Annotated in this window: 11 protein-coding genes; 1 reads left to right on the top strand and 10 read right to left on the bottom strand. The window is 61.9% G+C overall.

Translation table 11 applies throughout. The features are described from left to right. Positions 1-125: 125 nt before the first annotated feature. Positions 126-1,712 carry a glutamine-hydrolyzing GMP synthase gene (guaA, locus tag JNM03_RS10515; protein ID WP_294036417.1) on the bottom strand — a complete coding sequence of 529 codons (1,587 nt, stop codon included), beginning with the start codon at positions 1,710-1,712 and terminating at the stop codon, positions 126-128. A 195-nt stretch (positions 1,713-1,907) separates the two neighbouring features. Between guaA and JNM03_RS10510 the strand changes: the two genes are divergently transcribed. Continuing rightward, positions 1,908-4,337 (top strand): ABC transporter ATP-binding protein, encoded by a 2,430-nt coding sequence (locus JNM03_RS10510; RefSeq protein WP_294036415.1) that lies wholly within the window; start codon positions 1,908-1,910, stop codon positions 4,335-4,337. Between the two features lie 23 nt (positions 4,338-4,360). Here the strand turns inward: JNM03_RS10510 and JNM03_RS10505 are convergent, their stop codons facing one another. From JNM03_RS10505 to JNM03_RS10465, 9 genes are all read right to left on the bottom strand, one after another. After that, the gene (locus JNM03_RS10505; protein ID WP_294036413.1) at positions 4,361-5,410 is read right to left on the bottom strand and encodes a glycosyltransferase family 1 protein; all 1,050 of its coding nucleotides are present in this window, start codon (positions 5,408-5,410) and stop codon (positions 4,361-4,363) included. Then, positions 5,407-6,282 carry a UDP-2,3-diacylglucosamine diphosphatase gene (locus JNM03_RS10500; protein WP_294036411.1) on the bottom strand — a complete coding sequence of 292 codons (876 nt, stop codon included), beginning with the start codon at positions 6,280-6,282 and terminating at the stop codon, positions 5,407-5,409. Before JNM03_RS10500 ends, JNM03_RS10505 begins: the two co-directional genes overlap by 4 nt. 223 nt (positions 6,283-6,505) lie before the next feature. After that, positions 6,506-7,939 carry an aldehyde dehydrogenase family protein gene (locus tag JNM03_RS10495; RefSeq protein ID WP_294036409.1) on the bottom strand — a complete coding sequence of 478 codons (1,434 nt, stop codon included), beginning with the start codon at positions 7,937-7,939 and terminating at the stop codon, positions 6,506-6,508. A 136-nt stretch (positions 7,940-8,075) separates the two neighbouring features. Next, positions 8,076-9,725: an acetolactate synthase large subunit gene (locus JNM03_RS10490; protein ID WP_294036424.1), complete on the bottom strand. Its 1,650-nt coding sequence runs from the start codon at positions 9,723-9,725 to the stop codon at positions 8,076-8,078. A gap of 192 nt (positions 9,726-9,917) precedes the next feature. After that, positions 9,918-10,436, bottom strand: coding sequence for a hypothetical protein (locus JNM03_RS10485; protein WP_294036407.1), 519 nt, complete (start codon positions 10,434-10,436; stop codon positions 9,918-9,920). After that, the gene (locus JNM03_RS10480) at positions 10,417-10,980 is read right to left on the bottom strand and encodes a hypothetical protein (RefSeq protein ID WP_294036405.1); all 564 of its coding nucleotides are present in this window, start codon (positions 10,978-10,980) and stop codon (positions 10,417-10,419) included. Before JNM03_RS10480 ends, JNM03_RS10485 begins: the two co-directional genes overlap by 20 nt. Before the next feature lie 21 nt (positions 10,981-11,001). Further along, complete coding sequence (locus JNM03_RS10475; RefSeq protein ID WP_294036403.1) at positions 11,002-11,439, bottom strand: hypothetical protein; 438 nt, start codon at positions 11,437-11,439, stop codon at positions 11,002-11,004. Positions 11,440-11,501: 62 nt separating this feature from the next. Continuing rightward, positions 11,502-13,325, bottom strand: coding sequence for a cobaltochelatase subunit CobT (gene cobT / locus JNM03_RS10470; RefSeq protein ID WP_294036401.1), 1,824 nt, complete (start codon positions 13,323-13,325; stop codon positions 11,502-11,504). A gap of 116 nt (positions 13,326-13,441) precedes the next feature. After that, positions 13,442-14,638: an alpha/beta hydrolase gene (locus JNM03_RS10465; protein ID WP_294036400.1), complete on the bottom strand. Its 1,197-nt coding sequence runs from the start codon at positions 14,636-14,638 to the stop codon at positions 13,442-13,444. Between the last annotated feature and the right edge of the window lies 1 nt (position 14,639).

The raw sequence follows: 14,639 nt of genomic DNA, 5'->3' as shown, positions 1-14,639 counted from the left end.
CAAACGGTGCTTGGCGCTTCCTCCCGTTGCCAGATCGTGCCAAACACAAACAAAAAAAAGCCCGCAATTACGCGGGCTTAGCGGCATTTCATGCCATCAGGTGCCTGGCTGTGCCAGACGCGGAATCATTCCCACTCGATCGTGCCCGGTGGCTTCGACGTATAGTCGTACACCACGCGGTTGACGCCCTGAACCTCGTTGATGATGCGCGTCGCGCAGCGCGAGAGGAAGCTTGCGTCGAAGGGGTAGATGTCTGCGGTCATGCCGTCGGTGGACGTTACTGCCCGCAGCGCGCAGACATGGTCATAGGTGCGGCCGTCGCCCATGACGCCGACGGTCTTGACCGGAAGCAGCACGGCGAATGCCTGCCAGATGGCGTCATACAATCCGGCGTTGCGGATCTCGTCGAGATAGACGGCATCGGCCTTGCGCAGGATGTCGCAGCGTTCCTTCGATACTTCGCCGGGGATACGGATCGCGAGACCCGGACCGGGAAAGGGATGACGTCCGACGAAAATATCGGGTAGTCCCAGTTCCTTGCCAAGCAGCCTTACCTCGTCCTTGAACAGTTCGCGCAGCGGTTCGACGAGTTGCATGTTCATTCGCTCGGGCAGGCCGCCGACATTGTGGTGGCTCTTGATCGTCACGCTGGGGCCGCCGGTGAAGGATACGCTTTCGATCACGTCGGGATAAAGCGTGCCTTGCGCGAGGAAGTCGGCGCCGCCGATCTTTTTCGCTTCTTCCTCGAACACATTGATGAACTCGCCGCCGATGAACTTTCGCTTCTTTTCGGGGTCGGTGACGCCGGCTAGGCCCGCCATGAAGCGTTCCTCGGCGTCCACGACGACGAGCGGGATGTTGTAGTGGCCGCGGAACAGTTCTTCGACCTGGGTTCGCTCGTTCATGCGAAGCAGGCCGTGGTCGACGAAGACGCAGGTGAGCTGCTCACCGATCGCTTCGTGGATCAGCACGGCCGCAACCGCGCTGTCGACGCCGCCCGACAGGCCGCACAAAACGCGCTGATCCCCGACCTGTTCGCGTATCTCGGCGATCTTGGTGGCGCGGAATTCGGCCATCGTCCAGTCGCCCGAACAGCCGCAGACGTGGCGGACGAAATTGGCGATCAATTTCGCGCCGTCGGGCGTGTGGACGACTTCCGGATGGAACTGGGTGCCGTAATAGCGGCGTTCGTCGTTGGCGATGAGCGCAAAGGGTGCGCCGTCGCTGACCGCGACGATGCGAAAGCCGGGAGCGAACTCGGTGACTTTGTCGCCGTGGCTCATCCACACCTGATGGCGTTCGCCAACCTCCCACAACCCGTCGAACAGCACGCAGGGTTCGGTAACGGTCAGGAAGGCGCGACCGAACTCGCCGTCGCGTTCGCCATCGGCGCCGCCGGGCTCGACCCGGCCGCCGAGTTGCTGGCTCATCACCTGCTGCCCATAGCAGATGCCCAGGATTGGAAGGCCGCTGTCGAACACCGATTGCGGGGCGCGCGGGCTGCCGGTGGCGGGGACCGAAGCGGGTGAACCCGACAGGATCACGCCCCTTGGCTTCATTCGCTCAAGCGCCGCTTCGGCTGCGTTGAAGGGGACGATCTCGCTATAGACCCCCGCTTCACGGACGCGGCGGGCGATGAGCTGGGTGACCTGGCTCCCGAAGTCGATGATCAGGATCGATTCAGGCGCGGCGGAGGAGTCGGGAGTCGGCATGGCCGGCCGATAAAGAGGCAGGCCCCCGCTGTCCAGCGGTCGATATCGGTCGTTGGTGGAACGGCGCTGGTTCCGACACATTGTTGCGACAATTGCGACATAACTGAACCGCGAACAAAGAGCGGTGTCAGCGAGTGTTCAGCGCGGGCACGGCAAGAAAAGACCAAGACAGAAAAGAAACAAGGCTTCTCCCCAATGAAAAAAAATCGCCTTTCCCTTTCCACGCGGGCGCTGCTGTTGGCGGCGGGGGCGTCGTTTACGATGCCGGCCTTGGCGGAAACCGAAGCCGCAGTCGCTGCGACGGTCGATATGGCGGAGCAACCCGCAGTGCCGGCCGCGACGACTTCCGACAAGGAGTCCGATCAGTTCGACCGGAACGAGATCATCGTCACCGCCCCGCGCCTTGCCGGACAACTCGACACGGATATCGCCGCCGAGGCCGAACTCGACGAGACGGCGATCGCGAGTTATGGCGTGTCGAACCTGTCCGATCTGATCGACGCGCTGGCACCGCAGACGCGGTCGGGCCGCGGGCGCGGGAGCGGACGTCCGATCATCCTCGTCAACGGGCGCCGCATCGGCGGTTTCGGCGAAGTGCGCAACCTGCCTCCCGAAGCGATCGCCAAGATCGAAATCTTTCCCGAAGAGGTCGCGCTTCAATATGGCTATGCGGCTGACGAGCGCGTCGTCAACGTCGTGCTCAAGCCCGATTTCCGGCAGCTTGCGGTCGAGGCAGAGGGGGGCGTCCCGACCCAGGGTGGCCGGTTCCAGAGCGAAATCGATCCGAGCTTCCTGATGATCGGAAAGAATGGGCGGGTGAACGTCAACGCGGGCTGGGAGCATGCGACGATGCTACGCGAGAGCGAGCGCGACCTGCGTTACGACCCCGCGACGAGCGACGCCGCCGACGCCTCGGCGCGCAGCCTGCTTCCCGCGACCGATACCTATTCGATCGACGGCACGATCCAGCGCAGCCTTAACAAGCTCACCGACGCATCGCTGAACCTGCGCTTCGACCAGACCGATTCGCTTTCGTTGCTGGGGCCGGGCGCGGGGGGCATCGCCGATCCGCTGCGGCGCGACAGCCGGACGCAAAACATTACCGCCACCGCGAGTGTCAACGGAATGCTGGGCGACTGGCGCTGGGCGGTGACGGGCAATTATGGCGATTCGGACCAGCGCATCTTCACCGACAGGCTGAACACGACGCGCGATCGCTTTGACAGCAGCAGCCAGAATTTCGGCGCCAACGCCAATTTCTCCGGCAGCCTCGGTGATGGCTGGGCAGGGCCGATCCGCGCGTCGGTGACCGGCGGCTATAGCGGGCTCCGCTTCGACAGCCGCTCGGAGCGCGGCGCGACGATCGTGACGACCGACCTGTCGCGTGATCTGCCCAGCGTATTCGGTTCGCTCAACGTCCCGCTGCTCGATCCCGAATATCATGCCGGGCCGATCCGCCTGTCGGCGAACCTCAGCGCGCAGATCCAGAAACCGAGCGATTTCGAAACATTGAAGAGCTGGGGCGCGAGCCTCAACTGGGTATTGTCGAAGAATTTCTCGGTCGTCACCAGTTTCAACAGCGACGAGGCGGCGCCCAGCGTGACCCAACTGGGCGCGGCGCCGCTGACGACGCCCGACGTCACTTACTATGATTTCAGGACCGGACAGACGGTCCGCATCACCACGACGAGCGGGGGAAATCCCTTCCTGCTTACCGAGCGTCGCCGCGATCTCAAGGTCGGGCTGAACTGGTCGCCGCCGATGATCGAGGGACTCGACCTGTCGGTCAACTACAACCGTAACAAGAGCTTCGACACGGCGAACTCGTTTCCGTTGCTGACGCCCGAGATAGAAGCGGCATTTCCCGGCCGCGCGATCCGCGACACGAACGGCGTGCTGATCGCGCTCGACCAGCGTCCGGTCAATTACGACCGCGCGGAAAATTCGCAGATTCGCTGGGGCTTCAACTTCGGCAAGAGCTTTGCTCAGCCGAAGCAGGGCGCTGGCGGCCCCGGTCTTGGCGGGCCGGGCGGGCCGCCGCGCGGCGAGGGCGGACCTCCTCCGGGAACCGGACGCGGACCGGGTGGCCCCGGCGGCGGCGGATTCCGCGGCCGTGGCGGGCCGGGCGGCATGTTCGGCCAGCCGCAGGGTGGGCGTTGGCAGGTCTCGCTGTATCACACGATCAAACTCACCGATAAGGTGCTGATCGGTCCCGGTATTCCAGAACTCGACCTGTTGAATGGATCGGCGACCGGCAATGGCGGCGGCAGCAACCGCCACCTCGTCGAGCTGGACGGCGGCGTGTTCTACAAGGGCATGGGCGCGCGCGTCAGCGCGAAATATGACAGCGGCAGTACCGTTGTCGGCGGCACCGCGGGCGACCTGAAGTTCGGTGATCTGGCGACCTTCAATCTGCGCTTCTTCATGGATTTCAACCAGAAGCCCGACATCACCAAATCGCTGCCGTTTCTGAAAGGGTCGCGCGTGCGCCTGTCGATCGACAACCTGTTCGATGCGCAGCGCAAGATCACCGATGCCAACGGAATCGTCCCACTGAATTACCAGCCGGGCTATACCGATCCGCTCGGCCGCTACGTGGAACTGGAGTGGCGCAAGGCTTTCTAGGGTCCTGACCCTGGGCTCCCGGTTTAGGCGAGGTTCGGTGTGCCGACCGTCGCATCGATGGCGGTTTCAGCCGGAACGAAAGTCAGAGCCTGCACGAACTGCGCGGTGCAGCGAGCCCAGTTGTACCGCGCGCCGAGCGCCGCGGCGTCGGCGCGGTGGCAGGCGAGCGCGGCAGCGATGGCCTTGTCCAGGTCCTCGTCCAGCGCACCGGCGCCGTCGCGGACGATATCGCCGGGACCAGGAACAGGATAGGCGGCGACCGGCGTGCCGCAAGACAAGGCTTCGATGACCACCAGCCCGAAGGTATCGGTGCGGCTTGGAAAGACGAAGACGTCGGCGCCGGCATAGGCCGACGCCAGAGTGTCGCCGCTGAGTTTGCCCAGAAACATTGCGTCTGGATGGCGGCCCTGTAGCTCGGCCAGTGCAGGGCCATTGCCGACAACCACCTTGGTGCCAGCGTGTCTGGCGTCCAGAAACGCCTCGATATTCTTCTCCACGGCGACGCGCCCGACATAGAGCTGGATCGGACGGGCGAGCGTATCGAACGCGGGGTGGGGTGCACGATCGTCGCGGAACAGCCCGTGATCGACGCCGCGTTCCCACAGCAGAGTTTGCGGAAGTCCCTGTCTGGCAAGCTCGCGTGCCAGACTGCGCGTCGCGACCATGATGTGCCGCGCGGGGCGATGAAACCAGCGGATGAAGCGCCAAACGAGTGCTGGCGATACCGGAAGCCGTGCCGCGACATATTCGGGGAAGCGTGTGTGGTAAGCGGTGCTGAAGGGAAAGCCGTGGGCGACACACCAGCGACGGGCGGCAAGACCCAGCGGTCCTTCGGTCGAAATATGAATGGCCTGTGGTGCGAAGGCCTGGATCAGCCGCCCGACGGCCCGCTTGCCGGCAAAGGCGAGGCGGATTTCGCCATAGGTCGGGCAGGGGATCGAGCGAAACATGTCTGGCGAGATAATCCGGACTTCGTGCCCTTCCGCACGCAGTCCGGCGGTCGTCGCCTGCAGCGTGCGGACGACTCCATTGACCTGCGGTTCCCACGCATCGGTGACGATCAGGATTCTCACGCGGCGCGCGCCGGGGCGGGAAGCGCGACGGGTGCGCTGCGTGCCGCGACTTCCGTCGCCCAATGGAGAACCTCCATCGTCCCGTCCTGATGTTCGACAAGCGCGGTGCAGCCTTCGACCCAGTCGCCGTCGTTATAATAATCGACGCCGTCGATTTCCCGCATCTCGGCGCTGTGGATGTGGCCGCACACGACGCCATCGACCCCGCGCGAGCGTGCGGCGTGCGCCACGACCTCTTCATAGCGGCCGATGAACTGCACCGCGTTCTTGACCTTGTGCTTCGCGACCATCGACAGCGACCAATAGGGCAGACCCAGCTTGTGCCGCACCGCATTGACCACGACGTTGCACTTCATCAGCGCGGTGTAGGCGGCGTCGCCGATGACGGCGAGCCAGCGATGCGCCAGCATGACCGCATCGAAATCGTCACCGTGAACGACAAGCAGTTTCCGCCCGTCGGCGGTCTCGTGGATCGCCTCGCGGCGGATTTCGACGCCGCCGAAATCGAAACCGTCGAAGGGCTTGATCATTTCGTCATGATTGCCGGGAACATAGACGACGCGGGTGCCCCGTTTCGCGCGCTTCAGCACGCGCCAGACGACATCATTATGTTCGGGCGGCCAGAAGTGGCGCTTCTTGAGCCGCCATCCGTCGATGATGTCGCCGACGAGGTAGAGCGTCTCGCAATCGACATGGTCGAAGAAATCGATCAGCATCGCGGCGTTGCATCCGCGCGTCCCGAGGTGGATGTCGCTGACCCACACCGCACGAAAATTGCGGCGCTCGCCGATCACGCGCTCGGGAATATGCGGGTCGGTGGTGAAGGGATCGGGAAAGCGGGCGGGGATCGGCAGGGTCGAAATCGATGCCATGTCGCACTCCGTGAACAGCCTTTGGCTGTCTACGGCCTAGACAGGAGTTTTGTTACAGCGTGCGGGGTGGAGCGATGACGGTTCGAAGAAAATTTGAAGGCGGTTCGGTGACGACCGAGTCCGTCATTGCGAGCGAATCAATCTCCAGTCATCGGCCTTGTGAGGGCGATAGCTGGAGATTACCGCGTCGCCTTCGGCTCCGCGCAATGACGGGTTCGGGCGATTAGACCCTGCGGATCACCAAATTCCTGATTTCGCTCATGTCTTCGATTGCGAAGCGCACGCCTTCGCGGCCGAGGCCGCTGTCCTTGACCCCGCCATAAGGCATATTGTCGACGCGGTAGGAGGAAACGTCGTTGACGACGATGCCGCCGACGTCGAGGTGGTCCCAGGCTTCCAGTATCTTGTGGATGTCGCGCGTGAAAATGCCGGCTTGCAGGCCGAACTTGCTATCGTTGACCTCGGCCAGCGCCTCTTCCCAGTTTGAGAATTTTGAAAGGACGACGACGGGGCCGAACGCTTCTTCGCGCACCACATCGGTGTCGTCCGGCACATTCTCGAGCAACGTCGCCTCGAGCATGTTGCCGTCGCATCCGCCCCCGGCGAGCAGCGTCGCGCCCGCGCCGACCGCGGCGTCGATCCAGCCTTTCAGGCGCTGCGCTTCCTTGGCGGAGATCATGGGACCGATGAAGGTGTCGCGATTCTTGGGATCGCCCGATTTCAGCGTCTTGACCTTCGCCGCGAGCATGTCGCGGAAGCGGTCGTAGATATCTTCGTGGATGATCGTGCGCTGCACATGGATGCAGCTTTGCCCCGACTGGTAATAGCCGCCAAAGACGATACGCGCGAGCGCGTGGTCGAGGTCGGCGTCCTTGTCGACGATCACCGCGGCATTGCCGCCGAGTTCGAGGACGACCTTTTTCTTGCCCGCCTTTGCCTTGAGATCCCAGCCGACTCCTGGCGAGCCGGTAAAGGACAGCAGCTTCAGCCGCTCGTCGGTCGTGAAGAGATCGGCGCCCGCGCGGCTTGCGGGCAAGATGCTGAAGGCACCTTCGGGCAAGATGTCGCACTCGGCCAGCACCTCGCCCATGATGATCGCGCCAAGCGGGGTCATCGATGCGGGTTTCATCACGAACGGACAGCCGATCGCGATCGCGGGCGCGATCTTGTGCGCGGCAAGATTGAGCGGGAAATTGAACGGCGAGATGAAGCTGCACGGACCGATCGGCACCCGCTTCCACATACCCATATAGCCCTTGGCGCGAGCGGAAATGTCGAGCGGCTGGATCTCGCCATAGTTGCGCACCGCTTCCTCCGCGGCGATGCGGAAGGTGTCGATCAGGCGGCTGACCTCGCCCTCGGCATCGGCGATCGGCTTGCCTGCCTCTACGCACAGGGCATAGGCGAGCTCGTCGAAACGCTCACGGAATCGCCCGACACAATGGTTGAGGACGTCCTGTTTTTCAAAGCTGGCGAGCCGGGCCATCGGTTCGGCGGCGCGGACGGCACCCGCGATCGCCGCGTCGATCACATCCGGCGTCGCGAGCGCGGTACGAAACGCGACCTCGCCGGTGAACTTGTCGATCACCTCCAGGTCGGTGTTCGGCTGCGCGGCCTTGTTGTTGAGGTAGAGCGGATAGACGTCCTTGAGTTTCATTCAGCTTACTCCCCCCTCCCATAAGCGGGAGGGGTTGGGGGTGGGCCAGCGGCGGTGAAGAAACCCACCCCGCTGCGACTAACGAGCGAGCTCGCAAGTCTCGCTGCCCCTCCCGCTTGCGGGAGGGGAGCCGGTCCTACAACTCCTTCGACAGTTTCTTGATGTCGACGTTGAGGATCTGGTCGTTCTCCGAATAATCGACCGGGCAGTCGATCAGGTGGACGCCTGGCGTGTCGCGAGTATGGGCGAGCAGCTCCTTGAGATGCGCCGCGCTTTCGACGCGGTGGCCGTGCGCACCATAGCTTTCGGCATATTTCACGAAATCGGGGTTGCCATAGGTGAGACCCCAATCCTTGAAGCCCATGTTCGCCTGCTTCCAGCGGATCATGCCATAGCTGCTGTCGTTCAGGATCAGCACGGTCAGGTTTAGCCCGAGGCGCACCGCGGTTTCCATTTCCTGGCTGTTCATCATGAAACCGCCATCGCCACAGATCGCCATGACCTTGCGGTCGGGATAGACCATTGCCGACATCATCGCCGACGGCAGGCCGGCGCCCATCGTCGCGAGGGCATTGTCGAGCAGTACGGTATTGGGGCGATAGGCGGTATATCCGCGCGCGAACCAGATCTTGTAGACGCCATTGTCTAGGCAGATGATCCCGTCGTCGGGCATCGCATCGCGGATCGACTGCACCAGATGGGGCGGGAAGATCGGGAAGCGTTCGTCCTTGGCGAGCGGCGCGGTGTGGGCCACCTCTCCCTGGCGATAACGCAGCATATCGTCGAATTTCCAACTGCCGTTCGGGACGATATCTTCCTTCATTTGCCACACCGCGTTGGCGATGTCGCCGATCACCTCGATATTCGGAAAATAGACCGGATCGACCTCGGCGGTTTTCGACGACACATGGATGACCGTCGGTCCCCCCTGCTTCATGAAGAAGGGGGGCTTTTCGATGACGTCGTGGCCAAGGTTGACGATGCAGTCGGACGCCTCGACGGCGCGGTGGACGAAGTCGCCCGCCGACAGGGCCGCGCAGCCCAGGAATTTCGGGTGCCGTTCGTCGATCACGCCCTTGCCAAGCTGGGTCGTCAAAAACGGGATGCCGGTCTTTTCGATGAACTGAAGCAGCATGCGGCTGGTCATCGTCCGGTTCGCGCCCGCCCCGATCACCAGTACCGGCGATTTCGCATTTTCCAGCGCTTTCACCGCCTCGCGGATCGACTTGACGTCGGCGTTCGGGCGGCGCGAATGGCTGCGCTTCAGCGGCGTGCTATCGGTATGTTCGTCGGCGATATCTTCGGGCAGCTCGATGTGGACCGCTCCGGGCTTTTCTTCCTCGGCGAGGCGAAAGGCCTCGCGGACGCGGCTCGGGATATTATCCGACGATGCCATCTGGTGCGTATATTTGGTGATCGGCCCCATCATCGCGACGACGTCCAGGATCTGGAAGCGTCCTTGCTTGGACTTTTTGATCGGCTTTTGTCCGGTGATCATCATCATCGGCATCCCGCCGAGTTGCGCATAGGCGGCGGCGGTGACGAAGTTCGTGGCGCCGGGGCCAAGCGTCGCGAGGCAGACGCCGGTCTTGCCCGTGTGGCGCCCATAAGTGGCCGCCATGAAACCCGCGCCCTGTTCGTGGCGGGTCAGGATCAGCTTGATCTTCTTCGAACGTGACAGGCTGTCGAGGAAGTCGAGATTTTCCTCGCCCGGAACGCCGAAGATATATTCGACGCCTTCTTCTTCCAGGCAATCGATGAACAGGTCGGATGCTTTTTTCACAATCAGTCGCCCCCTATCGCAACGCACCTTTCAGGGTGCGGCTTGCAGTCCGTGCCGGCGACCTTCAGCACAATGATGATGCAGCGGTGCCCGTCGTAGCCGCGCGAGTCCCTGCTGCTCCGGGAAGCGGTTGTAACGAGGGCAAAAGGGGTTGTCACCTGCGTGCGGCGACGCGGCGCAATCTTGAGTGCATTGCTAGCGTCCGCGTGAGAGAGCGCTTTTCAAACTGGTTTCAAAGGCTTCAAAAAACAGAGTTGCATTGACGCGAAGGTCAAGCTGCTTGCTCCCGATTTCAGTCTCGACAATCTCGTCGGCCAGAATCCCGCTTGGTTCAACGAAGCTCCAGATCATCGTGATCTTGAATGTAGATTTTGGCTCGGCTTCTCCAACTCCGAGCCAAGGCGTGCATAATGATGCCTTTATCGAAACGAGCTTTCCTTTGATCTGCCTCTCTTGCGCGTTTGGCAAAAGCAGCGCGCCTAAATGGGTAGCCAGTTCGGATGAATCAGGCTTCGCAATGTCTTTCCAGCGTAAAGCGCCGTTCGGAAAGCAAGCTATTCCGGATTTGCGGCTTCCTACCTTATCAGTCGGAGATAGGTTCCAATTGACCTCAACGCGCGGTTCGGCGGCATGTCCATGCGTGACGCCGAAACTCAAGAAAATTATGAATAAATCAAACAAATAAAGAAGGATTTTATTTGTTATTTTCACCATTTTCTGCGCTGTGTTCCGGTCTTTCTTCAAGAGTCGGTGCAGGAGGAGCCATGCTGTTCCGAACGAACACGGCTTGATTGATTTTTTCGAATGCATCCTGGTAAACAGCAGCATCAAGTATGGGCTCTTCGTCTTGCGGCTGAGACCCATATGCATTTGACTTCATTAATGCCATGACAAAATTAATCCGAACACGAGATGTATTTGGATTTATTTCTTCGATGAAAGCAGAAACTATGGGAGATTTCTTAGATTTTCCGAACCCGGTAAAAAGATTGTATGTAAGCTTTCCTTTGCTCGACCCCAGTCCTGTCACAAGTCCAGTATCGCGATCTGCGTTTTCGATTCGGTATCCTGAATCTTGAAGAACCGATATCACCGACGCGAAGACGGTCTTATAGCTTCCTTCCACATCTCGGGATTGCATCGCCTGAATTTGCAGGGCTGACATTTCCTGCCTTTTTTCCTTTGCGGCCGCAATTGGAGCGCCAATGAACAGGCTGGCGATCGCTGCTACGGCTACCGCCACTCGGAAATGTTTCACTGCCTAGTCCCCCGATTATGCTTAGAATGAGCTGCTTCTGCTCTTGAAGTCCGATACAATCTTATTCGCGTCGAATTTAATAATTAATGTCATCGAACGCGTAGTCGTTGACGATTTGCTCTTTTTTGAACCGAAGCCCAGTCCGCCGCCTGCGCCAACACCGCCGCTGCCGCCGCCAACCGCTAATCCAATGGAAAACCCGGATTGTTTATCGTAGCTGACGGTCGCATGGCGATCGTAGACCCACATTTCTTGGCCGGAACCATCGATCGTCGTGATATTTGGGCCACCGAATTTCTCAAGAATCTCAGCTTGGCTTGTCTCTCCAACCTTTAGCGTCATTTGCACCATTCCGTGCGTCAATGTATTGGCTTCTTCCGTCTCTTTCGCCAAAGCTGGGACTGAAATGGACATCGTAGCTACCGCGAGGCCCAACGTCGCAACGAAACTCTTGCGCATTAAATATCCCCTAATTCTCATCGTGCGGATTACCTTGTGCCGACATCCGTGTGAAGTTATTTTTAATCGATGTCGAACAGGCTGGCGAGCTGCTCGACCATCGTTCCGCCCAGTTGCTCGGCGTCCATGATCGTGACCGCGCGGCTATAGTAGCGCGTCACGTCATGCCCTATCCCGATCGCGCACAGTTCAACGGGTGAGCGGTTTTCGATCCACTCGATCACCTGACGCAGATGCTGGTCGAGATAGGCGCCATGGTTCACGGACAGCGTGCTGTCGTCGACCGGCGCGCCGTCGCTGATCACCATCAGGATACGGCGTTCCTCGGGGCGATTGATGATGCGGTGGTGCGCCCACATCAACGCCTCGCCATCGATATTTTCCTTGAGCAGCCCCTCGCGCATCATCAGGCCAAGCGACCTCCGCGCGCGGCGATAAGGTTCGTCCGCCGGCTTGTAGATGATGTGGCGGAGGTCGTTGAGACGGCCGGGGTGCGCGGGGCGGCCGGCTGCAAGCCAGTCTTCGCGGCTCTGCCCGCCTTTCCACGTACGTGTCGTGAAGCCGAGGATTTCGGTCTTCACGCCGCAACGTTCGAGCGTGCGCGCGAGAATGTCGGCGCTGATCGCGGCGATGCTGATCGGGCGGCCGCGCATCGATCCCGAATTGTCGATCAGCAGCGTCACGACCGTGTCGCGAAAATCGGTATCGCGCTCTACCTTGTAGGACAAGGATTGGCCGGGCGAGACGATCACCCGGGCGAGGCGTGCGGCGTCGAGCTGACCCTCTTCCTGATCGAAGTCCCACGCTCGATTTTGCTGCGCCATCAGGCGGCGCTGGAGACGGTTGGCGAGCTTGGTCACCGCGCCCTGCAGGTGCGCCATCTGCTGGTCGAGATAGGCGCGCAGCCGCGTCAGTTCGTCGGCATCGCACAACTCGGTCGCGAGGACGATCTCGTCATGCTTTTCGGTGAAGCGCAGATAGTTGAAATCGGGGACGTCGGTGGGCAACCGGTTTGGGCGGACCGGCAACATGCCCTCGTCGCCTTCGCCGCCCATTTCGGGCTCGCCGTCGGCTTCCATTTCCTGCGCGTCCGGGTCGCTGTCGCCATCGTCGGCCTGGTCGCCCGCCATTTCGGCGCGGGCATCGACCTGGCTCTCGCCGGCGCCACCGTCTTCGCTTTCCTGTTCTTCCTGGCTTTCCTCCGCCTCAGACTGATCCTCTTCGCCGGTGTCTTCGCTACCCTCGTCCATCGGATCGTCGCCATAGATGAGGTCGAGATGGCGAAGCGCGATCTTCGCGGTCTCGGCAAAGGCGGCCTGATCGTCGATCAGCATTGCGAGCGCGTCGATGTCCCCGCCCGCGTCCTTGGCGATCCATTCGCGCACCAGCGACAGGCCCGTTTCGGTTCCCTGCGGTGCCTGTTCGCCGGTCAGTGCTTCGCGCAGCATCAGTTCCAGCGCACTCGAAACCGGCACGTCCTCGCGCGCCTGTGCCCGGCTGATCGGGTCGCTGCGCATCCGCATGGTCAGCGCAGCCGACAGATTCTGCCGCATGCCCGCCATGTTGCGAGCGCCAAGAGCCTCGATCCGCGCGCGTTCCATGGCGTCGAACGCTGCGGCGGCGACGGGTTCGGAGGGGCGGGCCGCATTGTGGACCTTTTCGCTGTGGTGCTTCATCCGCAGCGCATAGCTGTCCGCGAACCCGCGCGCTTCGGCAACCTGATCGCGGGGCAGAGTGCGCGACGGCGTCGGAACCTTGATCGCCTTGCCGATCTGCACCGGCGCATCGGCGGTGAAGCCGACTTCGACCTCGGGGTCGCGCGTCACCGCGCGCGCGACGCTGGACAGCGCGGCCTTCAGGTCGTCGAGGGGAGACTGACTTGCCATTTCGAGTCGGCTCTAACCAGCTTTGTTGCGCGAAGGAAGAGGATGGAGGTGGCCTATGTCACATTCGTCACCGCCGGCTTGATCCGGGGTGGTGCAGGAGGATGGTCGTCTGTGCCTCAATCCTCCTCGTCGCCGGCAACGCGGCCGCAGATCAGATTGTCGTCGGGCTTCGGATCGGCCGGATCGGGGATCAGGCGGAAGATATGGCTCCAGGGCGTTGCGGTGCGTTCGGGCCGGGCCGACTTGTCGGCGATCACATCGACGAAGTCGCGGCAGGCGACGGCGCTGCGGAGGAAATTGCTGTGTCCGGTCGATCCTCGCGACACATCGGTCGTATCGACCACGGTAATGCCGGGCACCGCCTTGACATAGCAGCGCTCCGGCAAACCTCTGGCGCGGAGGTCGGCGGCGTCGAAGGGGTCGAAGCAATAAGGCGAACCGAGCCGCGGATAGCCGTGCAGCGCGCGCGAAGCCGCGAGCGCCTTGTCATGAAGCGAGACATAGATGGTGACGTGGCGCCCACCTTCGACGCGCTCGGGCGCCAGGACGTCGCCTGCAGTGTCGCGCTCGAATGTCTCGCGGTCGATATCGGGCGAAGCGAGGATGATGTTGGAGATGTTGGTCGTCCGTCCGGCACGCCGCGACAAGCGGTCGGCGGTGGCGATCGCTGGAATAACGAGGCGCGCGCCCAGCGAGTGCGAGACGATGACGATCTCCTTGACCCACGATCGGTCAGCAAGATTTCGCAGGAAATCGCCAAAATTCCGCACGTCATGATACATGTTGGTTTCGTCGACCGCATATTTCAGAACCTGGCCCTGCGAGGGCCAGCTATATTCGATCACGGGACCGTCGAAGCCGGTCATGCGCGCGATTTGCGCGGCATCTTTCGATGTCGTCTCGAATGTCTCGCGATAGCCGTGAACATAAAGGAGCACGCGGCCCTGCCTGCGGTCGGTCTCGGCTTGCAACGCCTGCCACCAATCGCCCTCGTTCTGGAACGCCATTGGCGTGCGGAACTTTTTCTTGCCGCCGATCTCGCTCTCCCGCGGCGCGGCGAACCGGCCGTAGCGCACGATGTCGCCACGATGGTTGGTAAGCGTGATCGCTTCGGTGCGGCAGTCGGGTAGTCGGCTGGTCACGAAGAAAAGCGGCAGTGCCGCCGCGTCGACGGACGCCCCCGCCGCCGCGGCGCAACGCGGGTCGGCGACATAGGCGGTGTGGCGGACCTCGCCATAATCAACGGGCGAGATGCAGCCGGAGAGGAGGAGGCAGGCGAGGAGGGGGCAGGGGAGGGCCGCAAGGAGGCGCATC

It is taken from the genome of Sphingopyxis sp., assembly GCF_016793825.1.
Classification (GTDB): Bacteria; Pseudomonadota; Alphaproteobacteria; order Sphingomonadales; family Sphingomonadaceae; genus Sphingopyxis.
This window is presented reverse-complemented; position numbering and strand designations above follow the sequence as displayed.